This window comes from Halomonas sp. A11-A (assembly GCF_003182195.1).
GTDB lineage: Bacteria > Pseudomonadota > Gammaproteobacteria > Pseudomonadales > Halomonadaceae > Halomonas > Halomonas alkalicola.
The window spans coordinates 1-23,311 of the sequence record NZ_QGTM01000018.1; the positions used below are offsets into that span (position 1 = coordinate 1).

The window sequence follows — 23,311 nt, forward strand, 5'->3', positions numbered from 1 at the left end:
GGCGGCAGATGAAGTACGCATGGCTACCGTTGAGTGCCTATCTCTCATTTGACCACCTCAGCAAGGAGGTCTGTCGCCTACTCGACGGCTACGGGTCTGAGCGCACGATAAATTTTGAATAGCCACTTATCCGGGTCTTCCATGCCTCTCCCCTCGTCACTCACTAGTTATTATTGATTGTCAGGGTAGCTAATATTCCAGCATCCCAAGTGATTGTTACAAAAAGATACGAAGCGGGCCCGCCTGTGGGGGCGGCCTTCTTCGTCTGTAGCGCCGCTGGTCTCAGCACTCGATGGCGTTGACGGCAAGCCCCCCCTTCGAGGTCTCCTTGTACTTCGCCTGCATGTCGGCGCCGGTGTCGCGCATGGTGCGGATCACCTTGTCCAGGGAGATGAAGTGCTCACCGTCGCCGCGCAGCGCCATCTGGGCGGCGTTGATCGCCTTCACCGAGGCGATGGCGTTGCGCTCGATGCAGGGCACCTGAACGACCCCCCCCACCGGGTCACAGGTCAGCCCCAGGTTGTGCTCCAGGCCGATCTCGGCGGCGTTCTCCACCTGGGCCACGCTGCCCCCCATCACCTCGGTGAGGCCGGCGGCGGCCATAGCGCAGGCGGAACCCACCTCGCCCTGGCAGCCCACCTCGGCGCCGGAGATCGAGGCGTTCTTCTTGCACAGGATCCCCACCGCCCCGGCGGTGAGCAGAAAGTTCACCACGTCGCGCTCGGAGGCCCCCTTCTGGAACTGCATGTAGTAGTGCAGCACCGCGGGGATGATGCCCGCCGCGCCGTTGGTGGGGGCGGTGACCATGCGCCCGCCGGCGGCGTTCTCCTCGTTGACCGCCAGGGCGTAGAGGTTGACCCAGTCCATGGCCGACATGGTCGAGGCGATCAGCGAGTGGTCGTCCTCGCTGGCCAGCATACGCTGGTAGAGGGCCTTGGCGCGGCGCTTGACGTTCAGCCCCCCCGGCAGCACGCCCTCGGCCTCCATGCCCTTCCGGACGCAGGCCTGCATGGCGGCCCAGATCGCAAGCAGGCCGTCGCGGATCTCCTCCTCGCTACGCCACGCCTTCTCGTTCTCCAGCATCAGCTCGCTGATGCGCAGGCCGCTCTCCCGGCACATGCGCATCAGGTCGTCGCCGGTCTGGAAGTCGTAGGGCAGCGCGGTGGTGTCGCTGTCGAGCTCGCCTCGCTCGGCCTGGGCCTCGTCGATGACGAAGCCGCCGCCCACCGAGTAGTAGGTGTTCTGGTAGAGCTCGCCGGCGTGGCCGTGGGCGATCAGGCGCATGGCGTTGGGGTGATGCGGCAGGCTCTCCTCGAGCAGTTGCATGTCGCGGGCCCACAGGAAGGGCACGCTGTGGCGGCCATCCAGCAGCAGTGCCTCGGACTCCTGCAGCTCCTCGATGCAGGGCGCGATGATGGCGGGGTCGATGCGATCCGGCCGCTCGCCCATCAGCCCCATGATCACCGCGCGATCGGTGCCGTGGCCGATCCCGGTGGCGGAGAGCGAGCCGAAGAGCTGCACCTCGAGGCGCGCCACCCGCGTCAGCAGCTCCCGCGCCTTCAGCTCGTCGAGGAAGTCACAGGCGGCCCGCATGGGCCCCACGGTGTGCGAGCTCGACGGCCCGACGCCGACCTTGAACAGGTCGAAGACGCTGATAGACATGTTGCACCACCCTGGGCTACCTGCCGCCCTGTTGTTGTTGACTGAACGCTTAAGTGAACGGTTGATGGAAGGGCTGATCGAGCCGTCGAGGGTCGCCCCACCCTGACAGCATAGGCAGCCTCTCTAGCCGCGGTAGTACCCCGGTGCGACGAAGGGCGTCTTGCTGACCACCATCGGTAGACGCTTGCCGCGCACCTCGGCGAAGACCGTGGTGCCGACCTCGGCCAGCGCCACCGGCACATAGCCCAGGGCCACCGGCTTGCCCACGCTGGGGCCGAAGCCGCCGGAGGTGACGATGCCGATCAGGTTGCCCTCGGCGTCGTAGAGCTCGGTGCCCTCGCGCACCGGGGCGCGCCCTTCGCCGAGCAGGCCGACCCGCTTGCGGCTGTGGTCCTTGGCCTCCACCTGGTGGAGGATCGTCTCGGCGCCGGGGAAGCCGCCGGGGCGCTCGCCGCCATGGCGACGCGGCTTGCCGATGGCCCAGATCAGGCCGGCCTCGACGGGCGTGGTGGTGGTGTCGATATCGTGGCCGTAGAGGCAGAGCCCCGCCTCCAGGCGCAGGGAATCGCGGGCGCCCAGGCCGATCGCCTCCACCTCAGGCTCCGCCAGCAGGCGGCGGGCCAGCGCCTCGCTCTGCTCGGCGGCGACCGAGATCTCGAAGCCATCCTCGCCGGTGTAGCCGCTGCGGCTGACCCAGACCGGGATGCCCGCGATCTCGAAGCGACCGTGCTGCATGAAGATCATCTCGCAGGCCGCCGGGCAGAGCCGCTGCATGACCGTGGCGGCCTGCGGCCCCTGCAGGGCGATCAGCCCCCGGTCCAGCACCTCGATCTCGTGACCCTCGGGCAGGTGCGCGCGTAGGTGGGCGATGTCCTGCGCCTTGCAGGCGGCGTTGACCACCAGGTAGAGGTGATCGCCGGCGTTGACCACCATCAGGTCGTCGAGGATCCCGCCCGCCTCGTTGGTGAACAGCGCATAGCGCTGCATCCCCTCGGGCAGCCCGAGAAGGTCCGCCGGCACCAGGGTCTCCAGCGCCTCGGCCGGCGCGGGGCCGCGCAGCAGCAGCTGGCCCATGTGGGAGACGTCGAACAGGCCACAGGCGGCACGGGTATGCTCGTGCTCTTTCTTCACGCCCAGCGGGTACTGCACCGGCATCTCGTAGCCGGCGAAGGGCACCATCCTGGCGCCCAGTTCCACATGGAGGTCATGGAGGGGGGTACGGTTCAGCTGGCTCATCGCGGCGGCCTCTTACAAGCGATAATGGCATTCGACCCGGCCCCATGGCTGAGTGCCGGACCGACTCGGTTTCGAATGGGTCAAGAGTAGACCATGTTTCCTATTGGAAACAATGGGCGCAAGGAGAGAATCGCGTTCGTAGCGCCATGGCCACACTCGCCAGGCTTACGGAACATTTGCCGGCCGGCGGGAGAACGGGTTTCCCATGGGAAACATGGGGCGACCGACATACCGCCGCGGGTTAGCCGCCGTCTGTCCCCTTGACGAGGGGCGCCATGCCCAGGCGCTCCACGCCGGGCAGTTTGAGGGCCGGACGACGCAGGTCGAGGCCCAGGGCCAGCCCCAGCAGGTTCAGCTCCACCCCCTCGTCGAGGCCCAGTGCCGGCCCGTCGCCACCTCCTCGCTGGCCAGCATCCACAGCGGCCCCGCCAGCAGCAGTGAAAGCATCAGCACCAGCCCGACCAGCAGACGCCACAGCACCCCCATCGCACCCCTCCCCTTGAATACGCCCACGGTTACCCGCATCTTCAGTGCGAATCCACTCTGACCCGGGAACCCCCACCATGCCCATCGTCGACCCGCGCACCGGCGAGCCCCTCGCCGCCGACACACCCTCCGGCACCAGCGATCCTGCCCCCGCCGGCGATGCCCCCGAGGTAATCGTCGACGCCGACGCCGGCAATATCCAGCAGCTGCTGGAGCTCTCTATGCAGGTGCCGGTACTGCTCGACTGCTGGGCCCCCTGGTGCGAGCCCTGCAAGAACCTGATGCCGATACTGGAGAAGCTGGCCCGCGAATACCGCGGCGCCTTCATCCTGGCCAAGCTCAACATCGACGAGAACCAGGAGATCGCCGCCCAGCTCGGCGTGCGCTCGGTGCCCGACGTCAAGCTGATCAGCCAGGGCGGCCTGGTCGACCACTTCCAGGGCGCGCTGCCCGAGAAGCAGGTCCGCGAGTGGCTGGGCCGCTACTTCCCGGCCCCCGAGGACGCCCCAGCCAGCCCCGAGGAGCAGGCCGCCGAGGCCCTGGCCGCCGGCGATGCCGCCACCGCCCGCGCCCTCTACGAGGAGCTGGTGCAGCAGAACCCCCAGCACTACCCCTTCCAGGTGGAGCTGGCCCGGGCCCTGGTGGCCGAGGGGCGCGCCGCCGACGCCCGCGCACTGCTCGACAACCTGCCCCCGGAGGAGCGCGACGCCGCCCCGGCCCGGGGTGTGCGCGCCAGCATCGAGTTCAGCGAGGAGGCCCCCGACGCCGAGGCGCTGGCCGCCCTGGGCGAGCGCGACGACAGCGAGGCCCAGTACCTGCTCGCCCTGCGCCGGGTGGCCGACGGCGACTACGAGGCGGGCCTCGATGCCCTGCTGGCGCTGATGAAGGCCGACCGCGCCTGGGGCGATGACGCCGCCCGCAAGACCCTGCTGCGGGTCTTCGACGCCCTGGGGGCCGACCACCCGCTGACGGTCACCTACCGCCGCAAGCTGTTCGCCCTGCTCTACTGAGTCATCCGCCCAGCACCCCGTCCAGGCGTGCCAGGGCGGCCTCGAGCTGGGTCGCCGTGGTGCCGAAGTTGAGCCGCGCGAACCCCGGCATGCCGAAGTCGGCGCCGTCCGAGAGCGCCACCCCGGCGCGCTCGAGCAGCGCCTGCTGGGGCGACTCGCTGCCGGCCAGGGCCGGTGCCTGGCGCAGGTCGAGCCAGGCCAGGTAGGTGGACTCGGGCGCGCTCATCGTGACCCCCGGCCAGCGGGCCACCCGCTCGACGAGCGCCTGCCGGTGGCCCCGCAGCACCTCGAGCAGCGCCTGGCGCCAGGGCTCGCCCTGACCGTAGGCGGCCTCCGCGGCCACCAGCCCCAGCACGTTTCCGTCCGGCACGAGCCCCTTGATCGCCGCGGCGAAGCGCCGGCGCAGGACGGCATCGGGGATCACCGCGCAGGCGGTGGTCAGGCCCGCCAGGTTGAAGGTCTTGGAGGGGGCCCAGAGGGTCAGGGTGCGCGCGGCCAGCTCGGGGAAGGCCGCCGCCAGCGGCACGTGCCGGGCGCCCTCGTCCAGCAGCAGATCGCAGTGCAGCTCGTCGGAGACCACGTACAGGTCGTGGCGCATCACCAGCTCGGCCAGGCCGGCGAGCTCGTCGCGGGCCCAGACCCGCCCGGTGGGGTTGTGGGGATGGCACCAGAGCAGCAACCGGGTACGCGGGGTGATTGCCGCCGCGAGCGCCGCGAGGTCTAGCCGCCAGGGCTCGCCCGGGGCCACGGGTTCGGCCATCGCCGCCTGCTGGGGCAGGCGCCCCGTGCGCTCGGCCACCTGCAGGAAGGGCGGATAGATGGGCGTCACGGTCAGCACCCCGTCGCCCGGCTCGGTCAGCGCCAGGCTGGCCAGGTGAAGCGCCGGCACCACCCCGGGCAGCCACAGCTGCCAGTCGGGCTCGATGGACCAGCCATAGTGGCGCTCGCTCCAGGCGCAGAGAGTCTCGCGCAGGGAGGCCGGCACCAGGCCATAGCCGAACACCCCGTGGTCCACCCGGGCGCGCAGCGCCTCGAGCACCGCCGGGGGCGAGACGAAGTCCATATCGGCGACCCACAGCGGCAGCACCTCGTCGTCGTAACGGTGCCACTTCTGGGACGGCCAGTCGGACGAACGCTCGCCTGACGGGTGCCGCCGCTCCACGGGCGTGGCAAAATCGAAGTCCATGTCTCACTCCTTACACTTCAGGGCCCTGCAATGATCAGGACGATGCCATGACCAGCACGATGCCCCAGGACGGCTTCTATGCCAAGGTACGCCGCGGCCTGCCTGCACTGATCGACCAGTGGCGCACCCTGGGCCAGGGCGACACCGACCGCCTGGCGCTGATCCTCGCCGAGACCGCACGGGTCGCCAGGCTGGGCCAGCCGGAGGCCACGCCGGACGGGGCCACCCTGGTGGCCTGGACCAAGCCGGAGGCGGGTGACGAGATCCCGCTGTGGGCGGCGCGTACCGCCACCTTCCTGCTGATGCAGATGCCTGCCCGACCGCTGCCCGGGAGCAACGACGAGGCCTGCGCCTGGGCCTACTGCTGGCTGCGCAACCGGGACTTCACCGACCACGAGAGCGCCGAGGCCGCCCTGCCGGACCACCTGCGCGAGCCCCTGGCCACCGCCATCAAGGCCGCCTGGCACGACCGCCAGGGCCTGAGGCTCATCTAGCCGACCGGCCCCTTCATAACGACAAGGAAACCCCATGGACGTCCCCCTGAGCTGGCAGCTTGCCAAGCTTCTGGTCTCGATCGGCATGGTGCTGGGCCTCGGCGCCATCGCCGTGCGCGTCAGCCCCCGGGTAGCCGGCCTGCTGGCCGGCTACCCCCTGGGCACCGCCATCGCGCTCTTCTTCATCGGCCTGGAGCTCTCCACGGGCTTCGCCGCCGAGAGCGCGGTGCATACCCTGGCCGGCTTCACCGCCACCCTGGCACTCGGCGGCGGCTACCTGCTGGCCGGCCGCCGCCCGGGCCTGCCCGGCGTGCTGACCGGCACTGCGGCGGGCCTGGCCGCCTTCCTGGCGGTGAGCCTGCTGCTCACCCGGGTGGAGTTCGACCGCCTCACCGGCACCCTCACCACCCTGGCGGCCATCGCGCTGTTCACCTGGCTCTACCGGCGGGTGCCGGACAGTCCCGCGCGCCCCGCCGGACGCTTCTCCTGGGCGGCGCTGGGGGTGCGCGCCCTGCTCGCCGCCGCGATCATCTTCGTGATTACCGGCCTCGCCCACGTCCTGCCGGCGGCCTGGGCAGGCGTCATGGCGGCCTTCCCGGTGACCATGTTCCCCTTCCTGGTGATCCTGCACCTGACCCACGGGCCCGGCCCGGTGGCCACGGTGATCAAGCACTACCCGGCGGGGCTCGGCTCGCTGCTCAGCTATACCCTCTGCGTCTCCCTGGCCTACCCGGCACTGGGGCTTGGCCTGGGCACCCTGGCCGGCTTCACCGTGGCCACCCTCTGGCTGCTAGGCTGGACCCGGCTGCAGGCGTGGCAGCAGGGCAGGCGCACCGCCCGAGCTTGACCGAGCGCTTGCTTGGGGCAAAGCTGTCCTGCCCGGATCACGACAGCTGAATCACTACAAAAAGGAGCGCCGCCATGTTCACCCGCACCGTCGAGCCCGCCTTCTACGACACCGATGCCCTGGGCCATATCAACAACACCCGGCTGCCGGCCTGGTTCGAGCTGGCCCGCAACGACCTCTTCCGCCTCTTCACCCCGGACCTCGACCCGCGCCAGTGGCGCCTGATCATGGCCCGCATGGAGGTGGAGTACCTCGCCGAGCTCCAGTACGGCAGCGAGATCGAGATCCGCACCTACGTCTCGCGGCTCGGCAACAGCTCCTTCACGGTGACCCAGGAGGCCCACCAGGAGGGGCAGATGACCAACATTGGCCGCACCGTGATGGTCCACTTCGACCACCAGAGCAAGAAGGCCGTGCCCATCGAGGGGACGCTGCGCGCGGCGCTGGAAGCCCACGTGCGGGAGGAGCCGGTGGCCACATGACCCCTGCCGTCAAGCAGCTCGAGCGGGCCGGCGTGGCCTTTACCCTGGCAGAGTACGCGCACGACCCGCGCACCCCCGCCTACGGCGAGGAGGCGGCGCGGGCGCTGGGGCTCTCCCCCGACGAGGTGTTCAAGACCCTGCTCGTGAAACTCGACGACGGCCGCCTGGCGGTAGCCATCGTGCCGGTTGCGGGCCAGCTCGACCTCAAGGCGCTGGCTCGCGCCGCCGGCGCCCGCCGGGCCGCCATGGCCGAGCCTGAGGCGGCCCAGCGTGCCACCGGCTACGTGGTCGGCGGCATCAGCCCGCTGGGGCAGAAGCGCCGCCTGGCCACCTTCCTGGACGAAAGCGCCGCGGCGCTGCCGGCGATCCACGTCAGCGGCGGCCGGCGCGGGCTGGAGATCCGCCTGGCCCCCGCCGACCTGGTGCGCCTCACCGGCGCCAGGCTGGCCCCGCTCGCCAGAGGCTGACGCGGCGAGCCAAACGGCGTGTCATGCTGTCCCAATCACATGGCCGGCTCGGCCGACACCCGCCCCCCCGACAGGAGGTGATCATGGCCATCCGCTACGACCTCTGGCTGGACCCCGACAACGTCGCCCGGCACCGCGCCGTTGAGGCGGACCTGCTCCGCTACTTCGTCGAGCGCTTCGCCGACTATCCCCACATCCGCTTGTTCGGCGCCGATCCCTACGATTATGATGCCCCGTTCAATCGGCTCTACCACGTGCTGATGGCCCGGGCCGCAGACTACTGCGAGCGGGAGTGGCGCTATACGCCCACCCCCGAGCAGCTCAACCGCGCCTTCTTCCTGGCCGTCGGCCAGTCCAACAAGTTTCTACGGGACCCCGACGATGGTGATCCGCACCGATCAGACTCCTGACGAGCGCCAGCTGGCGATCATCACCGCGCAGCTGGGCCGCGCCCCGCGCGGCATCGAGGCCGTGGCGGCCACCGACAGCGAGGGCACCCCGCTGGTACTGCGCATGGCGCCGATCGTCGACGGCAAGCCCTTTCCGACCCTCTACTGGCTCTGCTCCGAGCGGCTCAAGGTGGAGATCTCGCGCATCGAGGCCGTCGGCGTGATCAAGCAGCTGGAGACGCGCCTGCAGGAGGAGCCCGAGTTCCTCGCCGCCTACCACGCAAGCCATCGCGACTACGTGGCGGCCCGCTGGCGCCACATGAGCGAGGCACAAAAGGCTGACGTCATCCGGCTGGGCTACGATGGCGTGCTCACCGAGCGCGGCATCGGCGGCATCGCCAACTGGGACCAGATACGCTGCCTGCACACCCAGTACGCCCACCACCTGTGCGGTGACAACGTCATCGGCCAGTGGATGGACGCCGAGTACGGTGTGGCCGACTGCCTGCCCGGCGGATCCCGACCCCATTCCCCCTGACCCTCAACGCCTCACTCTCGACACCCCACAAGGAGCCCCCGATGTACCTCGATACCCATGTCGTTGCCAGCCTCGCCCTGATCGCCAGCATGTTCGTGATCACCGGCGTCGGCCTCAAGCTGCTGCGCCAGGCCATGAAGCGTGACGCCGAGGGCACGCGCTGAGCCGCCGGCAAGCGACATCCCGCGAAGGGCGCCACCTCGGCGCCCTTCGTCGTTTCCGTGGGAGGGAAAGGGCTTGCGGCGTCAGGCCCTCGGCGCCAGCATATGGCCCTGTGACGAGGTGACAGCGCCCCGGCCAACAAGCGGCCAGCGCGCCTCTGCCAAGGAGAAGAGCATGCCAAGATTCTGTGTCTACCTGGGGTCAAGGGACGGTCACGACCCCCAGTTCCTCGAGACCGCCCGCGAGCTGGGCCGCGAGCTGGCCCGGCGCGGCCATGTGCTGGTCTACGGCGGCGCCCGCATCGGCCTGATGGGCGCCCTGGCGGATGCCGCCATGGCCGAGGGAGGCGAGGTGATCGGCGTGATGCCCGATCACCTGGTGGAGCGTGAGCAGGCCCACCACGGCCTTACCGAGCTGATCCGGGTGCGCAACATGCACGAGCGCAAGGCCAGCATGGCCGCCCACGCCGATGCCTTCATCGTGCTGCCGGGCGGCATCGGCACCCTGGAGGAGTTCTTCGAGGCCTGGACCTGGCACTACCTGGGGCTCCACGACAAGCCCATCGGCGTGCTCGACAGCGCCGGCTTCTACACGCCGCTGCTGGCCTTCCTCGACAGCACCGTGGAGCACGGTTTCCTCAACGCCCGTACCCGGGCCGAGCTGTTCGACGCCGCCGAGCCGGGCGAGCTGCTGGATATCCTCGAGGCGCGGCTTGCCGAGCCGGCCTGACACCGCGGGTCCGTGCGTCAGGCGGCGCCGGTCAGCTCGCGGGTGCGCTGGTAGGTAAGCTGCAGCAGGCGGGCGTCCTCGCCGGCGCGATGCCGGCGGATGCCCAGCTCCTCGATCAGCGCTTCCTTGGTCTGCTTCCAGAGCGCCAGCTGCCCCTCGCTGAGCAGCTTGCGCAGCGCCTCCAGCCGGAAGGCCGGCAGCATGCCGGCATGGTGGAAGAGCAGCGACAGCCAGGTGTTGTCATAGCCCCAGCTGTCGCTGTAGGCGATGCCAAGCCCGCCGAGCTCGTCGTTGAGCCAGCGCGCCACCTGACGGACCGGGTATCCCTCGCGCTGCAGACGCGCGCGGCTGATGCCGTGCAGGAGCTCCGCCTTGGGGTCCCAGTGGGTCCACTCCGGCAGGGGAAGGATCAGGAAGGCACAGCGGCTGCCATCGGGGCGAGCCAGGCCGACCTCGATAGGGTAGCTGCCGCGCCCGAACCCGGACGCCTCGATATCGAGCAGTGTCGGTAGCGTCACGGGAGCGCGGGTCCTCGAGGCCGAAGCTTGGGATGGAGAGGCCGGGGCGCGGTCACGCCCCGGCCGGGCGTCGGTCTAGTGTCGCGTCTCGGCTTCGCCGCTGTCCAGCGCCTCGGCGAGACCGGCGGCCTGGTCGGCCCGCTGCTGCCACTCGGCGGCGCGCTCGCGATCCACCGGCAGGCCAAGCTGGCCCTCGCCATAGGCGCGGGCCAGGCGGGCCGCGGCCAGGGGGTGGCCGGACTCGCCGGCGCGGGCATACCAGGTCACCGCACGATCATCGCGACGCGGGTAGAGAACGCAGCCGTGCTCGTAGATCTGGGCGGCCTGGTACTGGGCGCGAATGTCGCCGGCCTGGGCCGCCTCCATCACGTAGCGGGCCCCACGGGCCTTGTCCTGGGGCGTCAGGCCACGATGGAAGAGCATATGCCCATAGACGGAGAGCGCCGCCGGATGGCCGGCATCGGCGCAGCGCTGGAAGAGGTGCATGGTCAGCCGCTGAGTACGCGGAGAGCGGGGCAGCCAGCGGGTATGGAACAGCTGCTCCGCCAGGCGGTATTCGAGCCGGGTGAACAGTGATGATGCCTGTGTCATGGCCAGTAACCGGGTCCTGTTGACGCAACGTGGAGACACCCGGCACCACCCTGTGCACGGCGTCTGTCATCTGCGAAAGCAAAACGCCCCGGAATCCAGGGGCGCGCAAGCGGCGGCCAGCATACGCCCGCCCCGCCCGGGACTCAACCCCGGGGGGATTTGCCGCCCCCGCCGGGCTCCCCTACCATGCCTTTACTCCACGCATTTACCCCATGCCCCAACCCTTCGCAGCCCCTGGCAATTGAGGATAGAGAGAATGCAGACGCGACCGCTGGGCACCACCGGCATCGAAGTCAGCCGCCTGTGCCTTGGCACCATGACCTTCGGCGAGCAGAACAGCGAGGCCGAGGCCCATGAGCAGCTCGACCGCGCCGTGGCCTTCGGCGTCAACTTCATCGACACCGCCGAGATGTACCCGGTGCCGCCGAAGGCAGAGACCCAGGGCCGCACCGAGGCCTATATCGGCAGCTGGCTGAAGCAGCGCGGCAGCCGCGACGACGTGATCATCGCCACCAAGGCCACCGGCCCCGGCCTCGATCACATCCGCGGCGGCCCGCGGCTGACCCGCGACCAGCTGCACCAGGCCATCGACGCGAGCCTCGCGCGCCTGCAGACCGACTACGTCGACCTCTACCAGTTGCACTGGCCCGACCGGAAGACCAACTACTTCGGCCGCCTCGGCTACGAGCATGATGAGGAGGAGGAGGCCACACCCCTCGAGGAGACCCTCGGCGCCCTCAAGGAGCTGGTGGATGCCGGCAAGGTGCGCGCCATCGGGCTCTCCAACGAGACCCCCTGGGGGGTGATGCGTGCCCTCCACCTGGCCGAGACCCTGGGCCTGCCGCGGGTCGCCTCGGTGCAGAATCCCTACAACCTGCTCAACCGCACCTTCGAGGTGGGCCTGGCCGAGATCGCCCACCGCGAGCAGGTGGGCCTGCTGGCCTACTCGCCGCTGGCCTTCGGGGTGCTCTCCGGCAAGTACCTGGACGGCGCCCGCCCCGAGGGGGCGCGGCTGACACTCTTCGAGCGCTTCCAGCGCTACACCAACCCCCAGGCCGAGGCGGCCACCGCCGAGTATGTGCGGATCGCCCAGGACGCCGGCCTGGACCCGGCCCAGATGGCGCTGGCCTTCGTCAACTCGCGCTCCTTCCTGACCAGCAACATCATCGGCGCCACCACCATGGAGCAGCTCGAGCGCAATCTCGAGAGCGACTTCCTCAAGCTCGACAGCGAGGTGCTCGAGGCCATCGAGGCGGTGCACCGGCGCCAGCCCAACCCGGCGCCCTGAAGCCGGGCCGGCGGGCGCCGCGCTCGAGGGCTATCACCGCGATAGCCCAACCGCCGCGGCGCCCTTGGTATACTCGGAGCACTTCCACCGGATCAGGAGCGCCCCCATGCTGAGCGTGATCTCGCCCGCCAAGACGCTGGACTTCGAGACCCCGGCCACCACCGCCATGCACACCCAGCCGGACTACCTCGACCGCAGTCGCGAGCTGATCGAGATCCTGAGCGACTACTCCCCCCAGCGGCTCTCCGAGCTGATGGGCATCAGCGACAAGCTGGCCGCCCTCAACGCCGCTCGCTTCGCCGATTGGCGCCCCCCCTTCACCCCGGAGAACGCCAAGCCGGCCGCCCAGGCCTTCCAGGGCGACGTCTACCTGGGGCTCGCGGCGGACACCTTCAGCGACGACGACAACGCCTTCGCCCAGGCGCACCTGCGCATCCTCTCCGGGCTCTACGGCCTGCTGCGCCCCCTGGATCTTATCCAGCCCTACCGCCTGGAGATGGGCACCCGGCTGGCGAACCCGGCGGGCAAGGATCTCTACGCCTTCTGGAAGGGCACCCTCACCGAGGCCCTCGACCGGGCCGTGGCCGAGAGCGGCAGCCCGGTGCTGGTCAACCTGGCCTCCAACGAGTACTTCAAGGCCATCGACGCCAGGGCTCTCAAGGCGCGGGTGATCACCCCGGTCTTCAAGGACGAGAAGAACGGCAAGCTGAAGATCATCAGCTTCTACGCCAAGAAGGCGCGCGGCCTGATGGCGGCCTGGATGATCCGCGAGCGGCTGGACGACCCGGAGGGGCTCAAGGGCTTCAACGTCGCCGGCTACGCCTACAACGCGGCCATGAGCGAGGGCGACACCCTGGTCTTCACCCGCCCCGAGGGCGCCGCCTGACGCTGCCTGCTAGGCAAACACCAGCGGCCGCGCTGAGCGGCCCTTGAGGAAGCGGCGATGGGCCTGCTTGAAGCGCTCGTCGTCGCAGCGATGCAGCCACTCGTAGGCCACCATGTCGGCGCTGACCGGCACCGCCCCCGCCTGCATCATGCGCTCCCGGGCCAGGCGCGCCTCCGCGGCGCGGCGGCTGGCGCAGGCCTCGGTGAGCCAGTAGACCTCATGGCCCGCGGCCAGCAGGCCCAGCCCCGTCTGCATCACGCAGATATGCGCCTCGGTGCCGCACAGCACCACCTGGCGTCGCCCGCTCTCGGCCAGGGCGGCGCTGAACTCGGGGTTGGCGCAGGCGTCGAAGGTGAGCTTCTGCCACAGCCGGTGGCCAGGCAGCGCCTCCAGCAGCCGCGGCTCGCTGCCGCCGAGCCCTTCCGGGTACTGCTCGGTCACCCACACCGGCACCTCGAGGCTCTCGGCCAGGCCGCCCAGCCAGGCCGCCTCGGTGACCGCCTGGTCGCCGTGCTCGATCAGCGGCAACAGCCCGGCCTGCAGGTCAACGATCAACAGCAGGCTCTCCTCTCGTGACAGATGCATGCTGGGGTCTCCTTGTGCTTGTTGTCGGTTTTTATGGTGCCCCCCAGCATAGCCGGTAGAATGAATCGACTCGACCTTCCCACCCCCTACCCAGACCAAGATCGGAGGCACCCCTGATGCGACATCTGCTTGTCATGCTGGTCGTCGGACTCTTCACCCTCGGCCCGGCCCTGGACTACGCCGAGGCCCGCCGCCTGGGCGGCGGCGGCAACGTCGGCAGCTTCTCCCGCTCCGCGGACCGCCCCGCCGCCGCGCCCAACCAGGCCGCTCCCGCCCGCCAGGGCCAGCAGGGCGCCGCCGCCGGCTCGCGCATGCCCGGCATGCTGGGCGGCCTGCTCGCCGGTGGCCTGCTCGCCGCGCTCTTCTTCGGCGGCGCCTTCGATGAGCTGCGCATGATGGATATCCTGCTGATCGCCGGCCTGGCCTTCGCCGCAATCTGGTTCCTGCGCCGCCGTGCCGCCATGGCCGGCGCGGGTGCCGGCAGCGCGGCGCCCCAGGCACGCACCGAGCACACCGCCTCCCCCGGCGACCAGGCCTTCCAGGCCAGCGCGCCGGCAGGCGGCGGCGCCGCCTTCGCCGGCGAGCCCGAGTGGTTCGACCGCGAACGCTTCCTGGGTGGCGCCAAGGAGCACTTCATGACCCTGCAGCGCGCCTGGGACAACAATGACTTCTCCGGCATCCAGGAGTACGTGACTCCGGAGCTCTACAACCTGCTGCGCGCCGAACGCGACCGGCATCCGGCCAACAACCGCACCGAGGTGGTACGCCTGTTCGCCGAGCTGGGCATGGTGCAGGAGGTTGGCCAGCAGGCCGAGGCGACCGTGATCTTCCACGGCATCCTCGACGAGAACGGCGAGCACAACGAGTTCAACGAGACCTGGCACCTGGTGCGCGACCTGCGCGACGGCGCCCCCTGGTACGTGCAGGGCATCGAGCAGAACGGCTGAGCCACGCCGAATAGCCTGACGCTCTTCCATGACGCGCAAAGGCCGGACGATCTCGTCCGGCCTTTCTGCGTCAGGACCCCGAATCGCTCGTCAGTTTCCCTCGGCGGTATCCTGGATCGCCTCGCCCATCTCCTCGGCGCTATCCTGGATCGCCTCGCCCATCTCCTCGACGCTCTCGCCGGCATCCTCCATGGCCTCGTCGAGCTCCTGGCCGGCCTCCTCGGCGGGGCCGGGCTCATCCTGGCAGCCCACCAGGCCCGCCGCCAGCATGCCCACCAGCAGTGCCAGACCAAGCTTCTTGAGCATCTCGTGTGTCATGGGGTGTCTCCTCCTGAGTCATTTCCTTGAACGGCAGTCGCCAGGGCGACCACCCTCTCACCCTAGCCAACTCCCGGCGACGTCACCACTACGCGATGCAACGCCGCGTAACCGGCGGCAACATACCGATCATGAAGGAAAAAAAGGGGCGCACCCCAAGGAGGTGCGCCCACGACCACTCATATGACTCAAACAGCCGTTTCATCCTGACATGCCCGTCGCACAATTTCAAACAAATGTTTCACTGCCGCCCTCGCCTTTGCTCACGGAGGCCCCATGACGCCGCCGTGAGGCGGGTGATATGATCCATGGCCAGATACCTACACCGACTCGAAGACATCAACAGCACAACGAGGAACCCGGCTTGTCACATTTACCGGTGATCGTCGGTATGGGCGGCGTGAACCCTGCCGGCAGAGCCTCGGGCCACCAGGCGTTTCGTCGCACCGTGCTCGACGCCCTGCCCGACGACGACCAGGCCAGCACCCTGCTGGGCCTGGCGGCCATGATGCGCCTGGCCAGCGCCGATGAAAATGGCCGCTGGCAGGACGCCGATGGGCGCTCCCTGGACCCCGCCGAGATCGTCGCTCAGACCCGACAGCAGGTGCTCGACCATACCTTGATCCGTCGCATCGAGGACCCCCGCTTCAACGAGGCGGGCCTGCCCGCCAATCGCCGGGCCAGCCTCGAACTGGATACCCCCCTGGTGTTCCGCATTCGCCGCCGCCAGCTGCCGGAGGATCTGCCGCCCACCTGGCAGGTTCGCGAGATCGACCGCCACAGCCTGGAGGTCACGGTGCCCGCCGGCAGCATGGAGGTGATGCTGCCGGAGAATCGCCCGGCCCAGGTGCGCGCCGCCGGCCAGCTGCCCACCGGCTTCGAACCCAGCCGGCTCTACCGCAGCGTCCACCACCCCCGCGGGCTCTCCATGGCGATCTTCGCCGCCAGCGACTGCCTGGGCGATAGCGGCCTGGCCTGGGACAACCTGCGCGACCGCCTCGATCCCGACGAGGTGGCCGTCTACGCCGGCAACTCCATCGGTCAGCTCGATGACGAGGGCTGGGGTGGCCTGCTCAAGAGTTTCGTCTCCGGCAATCGCGCCACCTCCAAGCAGATGCCGCTGGGCTATGGCCAGATGCCTGCCGACTTCCTCAACGCCTATGTGCTGGGCAGCGTCGGAGGCACCGGGGCGGCACTGGGCGCCTGCGCCAGCTTCCTCTACAACTTGCGCCTGGGCGTGGATGACATCCAGACCGGCCGCCGCCGAGTGGTGATGGTCGGCACTGCCGATGCGCCGGTGACCCCGGAGATCATCGAGGGCTTCCGCGCCATGGGGGCGCTGGCCGACGATGAGAGCCTCAAGGCGCTGGACGCCCTGACGCTGCTGACCGACGCCGACTACCAGCGTGCCTGCCGACCCTTCGCCCGCAACTGCGGCTTCACCATCGCCGAGTCCAGCCAGTTCGTGATGCTGATGGACGACAGCCTGGCGATGGAAGTGGGCGCCGAGATCCTCGGCAGCGTGCCCGGCGTCTTCGTCAACGCCGACGGCTGGAAGCGCTCCATCTCCGCTCCCGGCATCGGCAACTACATCACCCTGGGCAAGGCCGCCTCCCTGGTGCGCGAGATCCTCGGCGAAAAGGCGCTCCGGCAGCGCACCTTCCTCCACGCCCACGGCACCAGCACCCCCAAGAACCGGGTGACGGAGTCCCATGTCTTCGACTTGGTAGCCAGGGCCTATGGCATCCATGACTGGCCGGTGGTGGCGGTCAAGGCCTACGTGGGACACTCCCAGGGCAGCGCCGCCGGCGACCAGATCAGCAGCGCCCTGGGCAGCTTCGCCCATGGCCTGCTGCCCGGCATCAGCACCCTGGAGGCCGTGGCCGACGACGTCCACGCCGAGCGCCTGCGTCTCTCCCGCGAGGCCATGCCCTTCGCGGCGGATGCCGCCTTCATCAACGCCAAGGGCTTCGGCGGCAATAACGCCACCGGCGTGGTGCTCTCCCCGGCGGTGACCGAGCGCCTGTTGACCGCCCGCCACGGCGAGGCCGCGGTCGCCGCCTGGCAGGATCGCCGCGGGGCTACCCGCGAGGCCGCTGCCGACTACCGCCGCCGCGCCGACCTGGGGCAGTTCACGGCCCACTACCGCTTCGGCGAAGGGGTGCTGGAGGGTCCCGAGCTCACCATGAGCGACGCCGAGCTCGAGATTCCCGGCTATGCACGCCCCGTCTCCCTGGCGGTGGGCAACCCCTACGGACGACTCCCGGACGCCGACCGATGAACATTGCCGTCTATCCCGGTACCTTCGACCCCATCACCAACGGCCACTTCGACCTGATCGAACGCGCCTCGCGGCTCTTCGACAAGGTCGTGGTCGCCATCGCCTCGAGCCCCGGCAAGGGCCCGGCCCTCGACATCGATTCGCGGATCGCCCTGGCCCGTGAGGTGGTCGCCGAGCTGGACAACGTCGAGGTGGTCGGCTTCTCAGGACTGATGACCGAATTCATGCAGCAGCAGCAGGCCCGGATCCTGCTGCGCGGCCTGCGCGCGGTCTCGGATTTCGAGTACGAACTGCAGCTGGCCAACATGAACCGCGCCCAGATGCCGGAGCTGGAAACCGTCTTCCTGACCCCCGCGGTAGAGAACTCCTACATCTCCTCTACCCTGATCCGCGAGATCGCCAAGCTGGGCGGCGACGTATCTCAGCACGTGCACCCCAGGGTCGCCGCGGCGCTGAAGAGCCATTACAATACCTGACCAACAGCATCGGGCTTTCCCTTCCGCCGCGCCTCTGCGCGGGCGGAACAAATCCCGTGCCGCCCGAACAGAACTTCCGTGAGGTATCCCCATGGCCCTGATGATCACCGACGAGTGCATCAACTGCGACGTCTGCGAGCCCGAATGCCCCAACGGCGCCATCTCGGCGGGGGAAGAGATCTACGTCATCGATCCCAATCTCTGCACCGAGTGCGTCGGCCACTATGACGAGCCCCAGTGTCAGCAGGTCTGCCCGGTGGACTGCATCCCGCTGGATCCGGCACACGAGGAGAGCCGCGACGAGCTGATGGCCAAGTACCGCCTCATCACCGCGGCCTGAGCAGCGCGCCTCGTCTCGCTGCCCTCCTCGCAATGCAGAACGCCCCGCTATCGAGCGGGGCGTTCTGCGTTTCGTGCCTGCCGGCCGGAGTGCCCTACATCTCGTCGGCGCGCCGGCTCACCGTGCACCCCAGGCAGCGGCGGAAGGTCGCCTCGGCCGGGGTCTTGATCAGCGTCTCGGCGGCGGTGTCCACCCCGCCCCCCAGGGCGGTGAAGGGCAGCGAGACCAGAAACACCGCGGTGCCGGCCACGGTGGCCACCGCCAGCAGCGGCCGGGCGATCAGCGCATCGGCCACCATGGCGCCGCCGCTGGGACGGGCCTCCATGCGCTGCTGCTGGGCCACCGCCGGCGAGCTGCCCAGCATCGCCACCAGCGCCAGTACGAAGAAGAAAACGGTCCGCTTACCCATCAGTGTCACTCCCCTGCTCCCTGCCGTCTCGGCGGCGTCTGTCATGCTGGCCGGCACCAAGTTGCCATCATGCCGAGCATGGCGCTCATCATCATTAGCTTCTAGAATGCCTGAGGTTACATCCTTTCACAGGATCTTACATCAGGGTAGACGGCTTTGCCCGCTTGCCCAACCCCGCAGGCCCCGCCTGCCCCAGCATGCAATGGAGCGCATGATGAAGCGTCTGATCGCCACTGCCGTCCTGACCACCCTGGTCGCCGCCCCCGCCTTCGCCCAGAGCTACCCCGGTGTGCCCGACGAGGGCTTCTACCTGGGTACCGCCATCGGCCAGGCCAAGCTCAAGAACGATACTCTCGACTGGTATAGCGATATTGGTGCCAACACCGACGACAAGGACACGGCGTTCAAGCTGTTTGCCGGCTACCAGTTCAACCCCAACTTCGCCGTGGAAGCCAGCTATGTGGACTTCGGGGACTTCACTGCGACTGGCATCATTAACGGCGAGCCGGCAAGGGCCAAAGCCAGTGCCGATGGGTTTGGTTTTGCCCTGGTAGGCCGCCTGCCTATCGATGCGGGCTTCAGCGTCTTCGGCAAGCTGGGCCTGATAGCATGGGATGGAAGCTATGATGAAGAATACACAACCGGACTGGGCAATCGTGTCAGCTACTCTCTGAGCGCGGACGATATCGATCCCTTCTACGGTATCGGCGCCGAGTATGTGGTCAATCAGGTGATGATGCGTCTCGAGTTCGAGCGCTACGACCTGAGCGACAGCGGCGAGGACTTCGAGATCGACCTGATCTCCGCCAGCATCGGCTACCGCTTCTAAGCGAAAGCCCAGCCACCCCGCCACAGCCGCCCCGCCCTCGTGCGGGGCGGTTGCGTTATATGCCGCCGCCGGCCATGCTGCGCGGCTTTCCACCCTCGGGAGCCCATCGTGAGCCGCTCGGAACCTTCGCCACTCGCGTCCGCGCGCCGGCGCATCCTGACGCTGGCCTGGCCGATTATCCTCTCCAATATCACCGTGCCGCTGCTAGGGCTGGTGGATACCGCCGTGGTCGGCCACCTGCCGGACTCCCGCTACCTGGCCGCGGTGACCCTCGGCGCCACCCTGTTCAGCTTCCTCTACTGGGGCTTCGGCTTCCTGCGCATGGGCACCACCGGGCTCACCTCCCAGGCGGTGGGCCGCGAGAACGACAGCGACGTACGCAACCTCCTCGGGCAGTCGCTGCTGCTGGCGGCGGGCATCGGCGCGGCGCTGATCCTCTTCTCGCGCCCGCTGATCGCGCTCGGCCTGTGGCTGCTGGGCGGCAGCGAGGTGGCCACGGCGCTGGCCGCCGAGTATGCCGAGATCCGCATCCTCTCGGCGCCAGCAGTGCTGGCCAACTACGCCATCCTCGGCTGGTTCCTGGGCCAGCAGAACTCGCGGGTGACCCTGGCGATCCTGGTGCTGACCAACGGCGTCAACATCGTCCTCGACCTGCTCTTTGTCGTCGGCCTGGGCATGACCAGCGACGGCGTGGCCTGGGCCACGGTGATCGCCGACTACTCCGCCTTCGCCTTCGGCCTGTGGCTGGTCTCGCGCCAGCTCAGGTGGCTCTCGGGGCGCTTCCTGCGCAGCCGGCTGCTGGCGCTGGCCGCCTACGGCGAGCTCTTCTCGGTCAACGCCAACCTCTTCGTGCGCACCCTGGGGCTGCTCTTCGCCATGGCCTTCTTCACCTCGCGGGGGGCCGCCCAGGGCGACACCGTGCTTGCCGCCAACGCCGTGCTGCTGCAGTTCATCATGCTGACCAGCTACGCCCTGGACGGTTTCGCCCATGCCGCCGAGGCCATCGCCGGGCGCGCCGTGGGTCGCCGCCGCTGGGACGAGTTCGGCCAGGCGGTGAAGAGTGCCGCCTGGCTCTCGCTGGTCACCGCCGGGGCCGCGGCCCTGGCCTTCGCCCTGGGCGGCCAGTGGCTGATCGCCCTGCTTACCGGCCTGCCCGAGGTGCGCACCACCGCGGCCAGCTACCTGCCCTGGATGGTGCTGATGCCGCTGATCGCGGTGTGGAGCTACCTGCTCGACGGGGTCTTCATCGGCGCCACGGCGATCCGCGAGATGCGCAACAGCATCTTCGCCGGGCTCGCCGTCTACCTGCCCGCTTGGTGGCTCGCCCAGGCAGTGCTGCCGGAGACCCTCACCAACCATGGGCTGTGGCTGGCCTTCACGCTGTTCACCCTGGTGCGCTCGGCGACCCTGATCGCCTACTATCGGCGACGGCGCCGCACCGACTGGTGTGTCAAGCCTGCTGGACCGTTGGCGGCGAAATAACGCAAGATACTGACGCTGCGCTAGTTTCTATACTGAACTACCCATAACACTCACAACAGTAAGGGAACGCCATGCTCAAGGCTCTCTCGAGACCAGCGGTGAAGCTGGTCGATCGCTATCTGCCCGACCCCTATATCTTCGTGCTGCTGCTGACCATCATCGCCGCAGTGGCCGCCATCGCCGTGGAACGCCAGACGCCGCTGGCGGTGATGCGCATGTGGGGCGACGGTTTCTGGAACCTGCTGACCTTCTCCATGCAGATGCTGCTGGTGCTGGTCACCGGCTTCATGCTGGCAAGCTCCCCCCCGGTGAAGAAGCTGCTGCAGCGCCTGGCGGCCCTGGCCAAGGGCCCCGGCGGGGCCATCCTGCTGGTCACCTATGTGTCGCTGGCGGCCAGCTGGATCAACTGGGGCTTCGGCCTGGTGGTGGGCGCGCTGTTCGCCAAGGAGCTCGCGCGCCTGGTCAGGGTGGACTACCGCCTGCTGGTAGCCAGCGCCTACTCCGGCTTCGTGGTGTGGCACGGCGGCCTGGCCGGCTCCATTCCGCTGACCATCGCCACCGAGGGCCACTTCACCGCCGACCAGATTGGTGTGATCGGTACCGGCTCCACCATCTTCGCCTTCTTCAACCTGGCCATCGTGGTCTGCCTCTTCATCGTCATCCCGCTGGTCAACCGCCTGATGCTCCCCGACGACAAGGAGAGCGTCTACGTCGATCCCAAGCTGCTGGAGGAAGAGGCTCCCGAGGCCCAGGCACGCGTCCGTCGCCCTGCCGATCGCCTCGAGAACAGCGTGACCCTGGCCTGGCTGGTGGGCATCCCCGGCCTGATCTACCTGCTCGACCACTTCTTCCTGCGCGGCGGTGGCCTCAACCTGAACATCGTCAACTTCCTGTTCCTGTTCCTGGCCATCGTGCTGCACCGCACCCCGCGCAGCCTGCTGATCAGCCTCAACGAGGCGATCAAGGGCGGTGCCGGCATCGTCATCCAGTTCCCCTTCTACGCCGGCATCATGGCGATCATGGTGCAGTCGGGCCTGGCCGCCAGCATGTCCGAGGCGCTGGTCTCCTTTGCCACCGAGACCTCGCTGCCCTTCTGGACCTTCATCAGCGCCGGCATCGTCAACCTCTTCGTGCCCTCCGGCGGCGGCCAGTGGGCCGTGCAGGCGCCGGTGATGCTGCCGGCCGCCGAGGCGCTGGGCGTGGACGTGGCCCGGGTCTCCATGGCGGTGGCCTGGGGTGATGCCTGGACCAACCTGCTGCAGCCCTTCTGGGCGCTGCCGGTGCTCGCCATCGCCGGCCTGAAGGCCAAGGACATCATGGGCTTCTGCCTGATCCAGCTGTTTATCACCGGGGCGGTCATCTCGATCGGCCTGACCTGGTTCTGACCCTCCAGCGCCCCTGGCCCCGCTGCCGGGGGCGCCCTCTCAAGCCCTCCTGGGCGTCACGCTGCATTTGGAAGTCGAGGGTCACTGGCCCTGGCAGCCGCCCCACCCGGCCCAGCGGCGCCGTAACCATCTGGCCTACGGCCACGACGAGGAGCAGGGCAACCGCCCTGGAGACTGATATGGAACACACCGACCTGCCCGGCCAGCACGAGCTCTCGATGACCGTGCTGATGACCCCCGACATGGCCAACTTCAGCGGCAAGGTCCACGGCGGCGCCATCCTCAAGAAGCTCGACGAGGTGGCCTACGCCTGCGCCAGCCGCTACTCCGGCCACTACGTGGTGACCCTCTCGGTGGACCAGGTGCTGTTCAAGCAGCCGATCCACGTGGGAGAGCTGGTCACCTTCCTGGCCAGCGTCAACCACGTGGGGCGCTCCTCCATGGAGATCGGCATCAAGGTGGTGGCGGAGGATATCCGCCGGAAGCTGATTCGCCATACCAACAGCTGCTACCTGACCATGGTGGCCGTGGACGACGAGGGGAAACCCGCGCGGGTGCCGCCGCTGAAGCTTGAAACGAAGCTGCAGCGGCTGCGCTTCGAGAAGGCGGCGCTGCGCAAGAAGCTGCGCAAGCAGGCCGAACGGGAGGAGCGCCGCACCCAGGCCGAGCACGGCATCGCGGAGGGTTAGCCGCAGCCGATCTCGGTGATGACGTCGTCGTCATCCAGCCGGACATTGAGCCGGTCGGGGCGGTAGTCGAGGGTGACGGCGTCGCCGGGGCGGATCACCCGCATGGCGGCCGCCCCACTCTCGGCGTGGATGGCCTCGCCCAGCGCCTCGCTGTAGGCGCGCCCCACGCGATCCTGCACCTGGGCCGCGCCGCACTCGCCGCGGCTCTCCACCCGGGGCGGCGGCGGTGCCGACTCATGGGCCGGCGGGGCGGTCATTCCGGCACAGCCGGCCAGCAGCAGGCCCGCGATGGCGGGGGTGAGCAGCTTGAAGGGCATGATTGTCTCCTCTTCCTTGATGAAAAGAGCCGGAGCGAGTCGACTCGCTCCGGCCTGTGGCGGGACCTTTCAAATCAAACACTCACTGGGTGGAGCGCTGGATCGCCTCGCCGCCCGCTTCGATATCCTCGCCGGCACCGCGAATGGTGTTGCAGCCGGAGAGCAGCGAGAGGGAGAAGAGCGACAGCAGCACGATGGCCAGGGTGCGTTGCATCGGTTTGCCTCCTTGCTCGTGGATCTGGGATACCCACATCCAATCTAGCACTGCCGGCGGCGATCTGC

30 protein-coding genes and 1 pseudogene are annotated in these 23,311 nt (G+C 68.9%); 20 read left to right on the top strand and 11 right to left on the bottom strand.

The features are described from left to right. Positions 1–122, top strand: a pseudogene (locus tag DER72_RS11370) (IS630 family transposase); the annotation flags it as partial. 160 nt (positions 123–282) lie between these two features. Here the strand turns inward: DER72_RS11370 and DER72_RS11375 are convergent. From DER72_RS11375 to DER72_RS16445, 3 genes are all read right to left on the bottom strand, one after another. Further along, a complete protein-coding gene (locus DER72_RS11375) occupies positions 283–1,662 on the bottom strand; it encodes an L-serine ammonia-lyase (protein WP_110070109.1) in 1,380 nt (459 codons plus the stop codon). Positions 1,663–1,785: 123 nt separating this feature from the next. Further along, positions 1,786–2,898: a glycine cleavage system aminomethyltransferase GcvT gene (gene gcvT / locus DER72_RS11380; protein WP_110070110.1), complete on the bottom strand. Its 1,113-nt coding sequence runs from the start codon at positions 2,896–2,898 to the stop codon at positions 1,786–1,788. Between the two features lie 351 nt (positions 2,899–3,249). Further along, complete coding sequence (locus tag DER72_RS16445) at positions 3,250–3,384, bottom strand: hypothetical protein (RefSeq protein ID WP_258306286.1); 135 nt, start codon at positions 3,382–3,384, stop codon at positions 3,250–3,252. Positions 3,385–3,461: 77 nt separating this feature from the next. Here DER72_RS16445 and DER72_RS11390 point away from each other — a divergent pair, with 77 nt between their 5' ends. Next, entirely contained in the window at positions 3,462–4,394 is a 933-nt protein-coding gene (locus tag DER72_RS11390) for a tetratricopeptide repeat protein (RefSeq protein WP_110070111.1), read from the top strand. 1 nt (position 4,395) lies between these two features. Here the strand turns inward: DER72_RS11390 and DER72_RS11395 are convergent, their stop codons facing one another. After that, complete coding sequence (locus DER72_RS11395; protein WP_110070112.1) at positions 4,396–5,580, bottom strand: MalY/PatB family protein; 1,185 nt, start codon at positions 5,578–5,580, stop codon at positions 4,396–4,398. 59 nt (positions 5,581–5,639) lie between these two features. Here DER72_RS11395 and DER72_RS11400 point away from each other — a divergent pair, with 59 nt between their 5' ends. The 8 genes from DER72_RS11400 (at position 5,640) to DER72_RS11430 (ending at position 9,688) form a co-directional block, all read left to right on the top strand. After that, complete coding sequence (locus tag DER72_RS11400) at positions 5,640–6,074, top strand: hypothetical protein (RefSeq protein WP_110070169.1); 435 nt, start codon at positions 5,640–5,642, stop codon at positions 6,072–6,074. Between the two features lie 34 nt (positions 6,075–6,108). Further along, the gene (locus DER72_RS11405) at positions 6,109–6,921 is read left to right on the top strand and encodes a hypothetical protein (RefSeq protein WP_110070113.1); all 813 of its coding nucleotides are present in this window, start codon (positions 6,109–6,111) and stop codon (positions 6,919–6,921) included. Positions 6,922–6,995: 74 nt separating this feature from the next. Further along, positions 6,996–7,403: a thioesterase family protein gene (locus tag DER72_RS11410; RefSeq protein WP_110070114.1), complete on the top strand. Its 408-nt coding sequence runs from the start codon at positions 6,996–6,998 to the stop codon at positions 7,401–7,403. Then, a complete protein-coding gene (ybaK, locus tag DER72_RS11415) occupies positions 7,400–7,870 on the top strand; it encodes a Cys-tRNA(Pro) deacylase (protein WP_110070115.1) in 471 nt (156 codons plus the stop codon). Before DER72_RS11410 ends, ybaK begins: the two co-directional genes overlap by 4 nt. A gap of 83 nt (positions 7,871–7,953) precedes the next feature. Continuing rightward, positions 7,954–8,280 carry a hypothetical protein gene (locus tag DER72_RS11420; RefSeq protein ID WP_110070170.1) on the top strand — a complete coding sequence of 109 codons (327 nt, stop codon included), beginning with the start codon at positions 7,954–7,956 and terminating at the stop codon, positions 8,278–8,280. Then, positions 8,252–8,797: a DUF501 domain-containing protein gene (locus tag DER72_RS11425; protein ID WP_110070116.1), complete on the top strand. Its 546-nt coding sequence runs from the start codon at positions 8,252–8,254 to the stop codon at positions 8,795–8,797. Before DER72_RS11420 ends, DER72_RS11425 begins: the two co-directional genes overlap by 29 nt. A 41-nt stretch (positions 8,798–8,838) precedes the next feature. Next, entirely contained in the window at positions 8,839–8,961 is a 123-nt protein-coding gene (locus tag DER72_RS16450; protein ID WP_258306282.1) for a hypothetical protein, read from the top strand. Between the two features lie 172 nt (positions 8,962–9,133). After that, positions 9,134–9,688: a TIGR00730 family Rossman fold protein gene (locus DER72_RS11430; RefSeq protein WP_110070117.1), complete on the top strand. Its 555-nt coding sequence runs from the start codon at positions 9,134–9,136 to the stop codon at positions 9,686–9,688. Between the two features lie 17 nt (positions 9,689–9,705). Here the strand turns inward: DER72_RS11430 and DER72_RS11435 are convergent, their stop codons facing one another. Together DER72_RS11435 and DER72_RS11440 are read right to left on the bottom strand one after the other, a co-directional pair. Further along, entirely contained in the window at positions 9,706–10,206 is a 501-nt protein-coding gene (locus DER72_RS11435; RefSeq protein ID WP_110070118.1) for a hypothetical protein, read from the bottom strand. A gap of 75 nt (positions 10,207–10,281) precedes the next feature. Then, positions 10,282–10,797: a tetratricopeptide repeat protein gene (locus DER72_RS11440; RefSeq protein WP_110070119.1), complete on the bottom strand. Its 516-nt coding sequence runs from the start codon at positions 10,795–10,797 to the stop codon at positions 10,282–10,284. A 256-nt stretch (positions 10,798–11,053) separates the two neighbouring features. On the opposite strand from DER72_RS11440, the gene DER72_RS11445 reads away from it, so the two are divergent. Continuing rightward, complete coding sequence (locus tag DER72_RS11445) at positions 11,054–12,085, top strand: NADP(H)-dependent aldo-keto reductase (RefSeq protein WP_110070120.1); 1,032 nt, start codon at positions 11,054–11,056, stop codon at positions 12,083–12,085. 106 nt (positions 12,086–12,191) lie between these two features. Continuing rightward, positions 12,192–12,971, top strand: a complete 780-nt coding sequence (gene yaaA, locus DER72_RS11450; RefSeq protein ID WP_110070121.1) for a peroxide stress protein YaaA — start codon at positions 12,192–12,194, stop codon at positions 12,969–12,971. 9 nt (positions 12,972–12,980) lie between these two features. Here the strand turns inward: yaaA and DER72_RS11455 are convergent, their stop codons facing one another. Beyond that, entirely contained in the window at positions 12,981–13,556 is a 576-nt protein-coding gene (locus DER72_RS11455; protein WP_110070122.1) for an isochorismatase family protein, read from the bottom strand. Positions 13,557–13,672: 116 nt separating this feature from the next. Here DER72_RS11455 and DER72_RS11460 point away from each other — a divergent pair, with 116 nt between their 5' ends. Then, entirely contained in the window at positions 13,673–14,503 is an 831-nt protein-coding gene (locus tag DER72_RS11460; protein ID WP_110070123.1) for a Tim44 domain-containing protein, read from the top strand. Positions 14,504–14,593: 90 nt separating this feature from the next. Here DER72_RS11460 and DER72_RS11465 read toward each other — a convergent pair whose 3' ends face one another. After that, positions 14,594–14,821, bottom strand: a complete 228-nt coding sequence (locus tag DER72_RS11465) for a hypothetical protein (RefSeq protein ID WP_110070124.1) — start codon at positions 14,819–14,821, stop codon at positions 14,594–14,596. Positions 14,822–15,212: 391 nt separating this feature from the next. Between DER72_RS11465 and DER72_RS11470 the strand changes: the two genes are divergently transcribed. The 3 genes from DER72_RS11470 to DER72_RS11480 all read left to right on the top strand — a co-directional run bounded on the left by DER72_RS11470 (position 15,213) and on the right by DER72_RS11480 (position 17,918). Continuing rightward, entirely contained in the window at positions 15,213–17,102 is a 1,890-nt protein-coding gene (locus tag DER72_RS11470) for a beta-ketoacyl synthase (RefSeq protein WP_110070125.1), read from the top strand. Then, positions 17,099–17,578 carry a pantetheine-phosphate adenylyltransferase gene (coaD, locus tag DER72_RS11475; RefSeq protein WP_110070126.1) on the top strand — a complete coding sequence of 160 codons (480 nt, stop codon included), beginning with the start codon at positions 17,099–17,101 and terminating at the stop codon, positions 17,576–17,578. Before DER72_RS11470 ends, coaD begins: the two co-directional genes overlap by 4 nt. A 91-nt stretch (positions 17,579–17,669) precedes the next feature. Further along, complete coding sequence (locus tag DER72_RS11480) at positions 17,670–17,918, top strand: YfhL family 4Fe-4S dicluster ferredoxin (protein ID WP_110070127.1); 249 nt, start codon at positions 17,670–17,672, stop codon at positions 17,916–17,918. 94 nt (positions 17,919–18,012) lie between these two features. Here the strand turns inward: DER72_RS11480 and DER72_RS11485 are convergent, their stop codons facing one another. Then, positions 18,013–18,327 (bottom strand): hypothetical protein, encoded by a 315-nt coding sequence (locus DER72_RS11485; RefSeq protein WP_110070128.1) that lies wholly within the window; start codon positions 18,325–18,327, stop codon positions 18,013–18,015. Between the two features lie 214 nt (positions 18,328–18,541). Between DER72_RS11485 and DER72_RS11490 the strand changes: the two genes are divergently transcribed. The 4 genes from DER72_RS11490 (at position 18,542) to DER72_RS11505 (ending at position 22,712) form a co-directional block, all read left to right on the top strand. Then, on the top strand, positions 18,542–19,156 hold the full coding sequence (locus DER72_RS11490; protein WP_169957095.1) for a porin family protein: 615 nt from the start codon (positions 18,542–18,544) through the stop codon (positions 19,154–19,156). Positions 19,157–19,264: 108 nt separating this feature from the next. Then, the gene (locus DER72_RS11495) at positions 19,265–20,638 is read left to right on the top strand and encodes an MATE family efflux transporter (RefSeq protein ID WP_110070129.1); all 1,374 of its coding nucleotides are present in this window, start codon (positions 19,265–19,267) and stop codon (positions 20,636–20,638) included. Between the two features lie 71 nt (positions 20,639–20,709). Then, positions 20,710–22,023 carry a short-chain fatty acid transporter gene (locus DER72_RS11500; protein ID WP_110070130.1) on the top strand — a complete coding sequence of 438 codons (1,314 nt, stop codon included), beginning with the start codon at positions 20,710–20,712 and terminating at the stop codon, positions 22,021–22,023. Between the two features lie 179 nt (positions 22,024–22,202). Continuing rightward, positions 22,203–22,712 (top strand): acyl-CoA thioesterase, encoded by a 510-nt coding sequence (locus DER72_RS11505; RefSeq protein WP_110070131.1) that lies wholly within the window; start codon positions 22,203–22,205, stop codon positions 22,710–22,712. Here the strand turns inward: DER72_RS11505 and DER72_RS11510 are convergent. Then, the gene (locus DER72_RS11510; protein ID WP_110070132.1) at positions 22,709–23,029 is read right to left on the bottom strand and encodes an I78 family peptidase inhibitor; all 321 of its coding nucleotides are present in this window, start codon (positions 23,027–23,029) and stop codon (positions 22,709–22,711) included. The genes DER72_RS11505 and DER72_RS11510 overlap by 4 nt on opposite strands. A gap of 82 nt (positions 23,030–23,111) precedes the next feature. After that, positions 23,112–23,243 carry an entericidin A/B family lipoprotein gene (locus DER72_RS11515; RefSeq protein ID WP_110070133.1) on the bottom strand — a complete coding sequence of 44 codons (132 nt, stop codon included), beginning with the start codon at positions 23,241–23,243 and terminating at the stop codon, positions 23,112–23,114. Positions 23,244–23,311 lie beyond the last annotated feature (68 nt).

What these genes read in the sequence shown, in the direction of transcription:
- DER72_RS11505 (WP_110070131.1), top strand. Translation starts at nt 22,203, where the DNA reads ATGGAACACACCGACCTGCCCGGCCAGCACGAGCTCTCGATGACCGTG.
- DER72_RS11455 (WP_110070122.1), bottom strand. Translation starts at nt 13,556, where the DNA reads ATGCATCTGTCACGAGAGGAGAGCCTGCTGTTGATCGTTGACCTGCAG.
- DER72_RS11485 (WP_110070128.1), bottom strand. Translation starts at nt 18,327, where the DNA reads ATGGGTAAGCGGACCGTTTTCTTCTTCGTACTGGCGCTGGTGGCGATG.
- DER72_RS11375 (WP_110070109.1), bottom strand. Translation starts at nt 1,662, where the DNA reads ATGTCTATCAGCGTCTTCGACCTGTTCAAGGTCGGCGTCGGGCCGTCG.
- DER72_RS11510 (WP_110070132.1), bottom strand. Translation starts at nt 23,029, where the DNA reads ATGCCCTTCAAGCTGCTCACCCCCGCCATCGCGGGCCTGCTGCTGGCC.
- DER72_RS11445 (WP_110070120.1), top strand. Translation starts at nt 11,054, where the DNA reads ATGCAGACGCGACCGCTGGGCACCACCGGCATCGAAGTCAGCCGCCTG.
- DER72_RS11400 (WP_110070169.1), top strand. Translation starts at nt 5,640, where the DNA reads ATGCCCCAGGACGGCTTCTATGCCAAGGTACGCCGCGGCCTGCCTGCA.
- DER72_RS11470 (WP_110070125.1), top strand. Translation starts at nt 15,213, where the DNA reads ATGGGCGGCGTGAACCCTGCCGGCAGAGCCTCGGGCCACCAGGCGTTT.
- ybaK (WP_110070115.1), top strand. Translation starts at nt 7,400, where the DNA reads ATGACCCCTGCCGTCAAGCAGCTCGAGCGGGCCGGCGTGGCCTTTACC.
- DER72_RS11460 (WP_110070123.1), top strand. Translation starts at nt 13,673, where the DNA reads ATGCGACATCTGCTTGTCATGCTGGTCGTCGGACTCTTCACCCTCGGC.
- DER72_RS11420 (WP_110070170.1), top strand. Translation starts at nt 7,954, where the DNA reads ATGGCCATCCGCTACGACCTCTGGCTGGACCCCGACAACGTCGCCCGG.
- DER72_RS11480 (WP_110070127.1), top strand. Translation starts at nt 17,670, where the DNA reads ATGGCCCTGATGATCACCGACGAGTGCATCAACTGCGACGTCTGCGAG.
- DER72_RS11425 (WP_110070116.1), top strand. Translation starts at nt 8,252, where the DNA reads ATGGTGATCCGCACCGATCAGACTCCTGACGAGCGCCAGCTGGCGATC.
- DER72_RS11430 (WP_110070117.1), top strand. Translation starts at nt 9,134, where the DNA reads ATGCCAAGATTCTGTGTCTACCTGGGGTCAAGGGACGGTCACGACCCC.
- DER72_RS11405 (WP_110070113.1), top strand. Translation starts at nt 6,109, where the DNA reads ATGGACGTCCCCCTGAGCTGGCAGCTTGCCAAGCTTCTGGTCTCGATC.
- coaD (WP_110070126.1), top strand. Translation starts at nt 17,099, where the DNA reads ATGAACATTGCCGTCTATCCCGGTACCTTCGACCCCATCACCAACGGC.
- DER72_RS16450 (WP_258306282.1), top strand. Translation starts at nt 8,839, where the DNA reads ATGTACCTCGATACCCATGTCGTTGCCAGCCTCGCCCTGATCGCCAGC.
- DER72_RS11490 (WP_169957095.1), top strand. Translation starts at nt 18,542, where the DNA reads ATGAAGCGTCTGATCGCCACTGCCGTCCTGACCACCCTGGTCGCCGCC.
- gcvT (WP_110070110.1), bottom strand. Translation starts at nt 2,898, where the DNA reads ATGAGCCAGCTGAACCGTACCCCCCTCCATGACCTCCATGTGGAACTG.
- DER72_RS11390 (WP_110070111.1), top strand. Translation starts at nt 3,462, where the DNA reads ATGCCCATCGTCGACCCGCGCACCGGCGAGCCCCTCGCCGCCGACACA.
- yaaA (WP_110070121.1), top strand. Translation starts at nt 12,192, where the DNA reads ATGCTGAGCGTGATCTCGCCCGCCAAGACGCTGGACTTCGAGACCCCG.
- DER72_RS11465 (WP_110070124.1), bottom strand. Translation starts at nt 14,821, where the DNA reads ATGACACACGAGATGCTCAAGAAGCTTGGTCTGGCACTGCTGGTGGGC.
- DER72_RS11410 (WP_110070114.1), top strand. Translation starts at nt 6,996, where the DNA reads ATGTTCACCCGCACCGTCGAGCCCGCCTTCTACGACACCGATGCCCTG.
- DER72_RS11515 (WP_110070133.1), bottom strand. Translation starts at nt 23,243, where the DNA reads ATGCAACGCACCCTGGCCATCGTGCTGCTGTCGCTCTTCTCCCTCTCG.
- DER72_RS11440 (WP_110070119.1), bottom strand. Translation starts at nt 10,797, where the DNA reads ATGACACAGGCATCATCACTGTTCACCCGGCTCGAATACCGCCTGGCG.
- DER72_RS11395 (WP_110070112.1), bottom strand. Translation starts at nt 5,580, where the DNA reads ATGGACTTCGATTTTGCCACGCCCGTGGAGCGGCGGCACCCGTCAGGC.
- DER72_RS11500 (WP_110070130.1), top strand. Translation starts at nt 20,710, where the DNA reads ATGCTCAAGGCTCTCTCGAGACCAGCGGTGAAGCTGGTCGATCGCTAT.
- DER72_RS16445 (WP_258306286.1), bottom strand. Translation starts at nt 3,384, where the DNA reads ATGGGGGTGCTGTGGCGTCTGCTGGTCGGGCTGGTGCTGATGCTTTCA.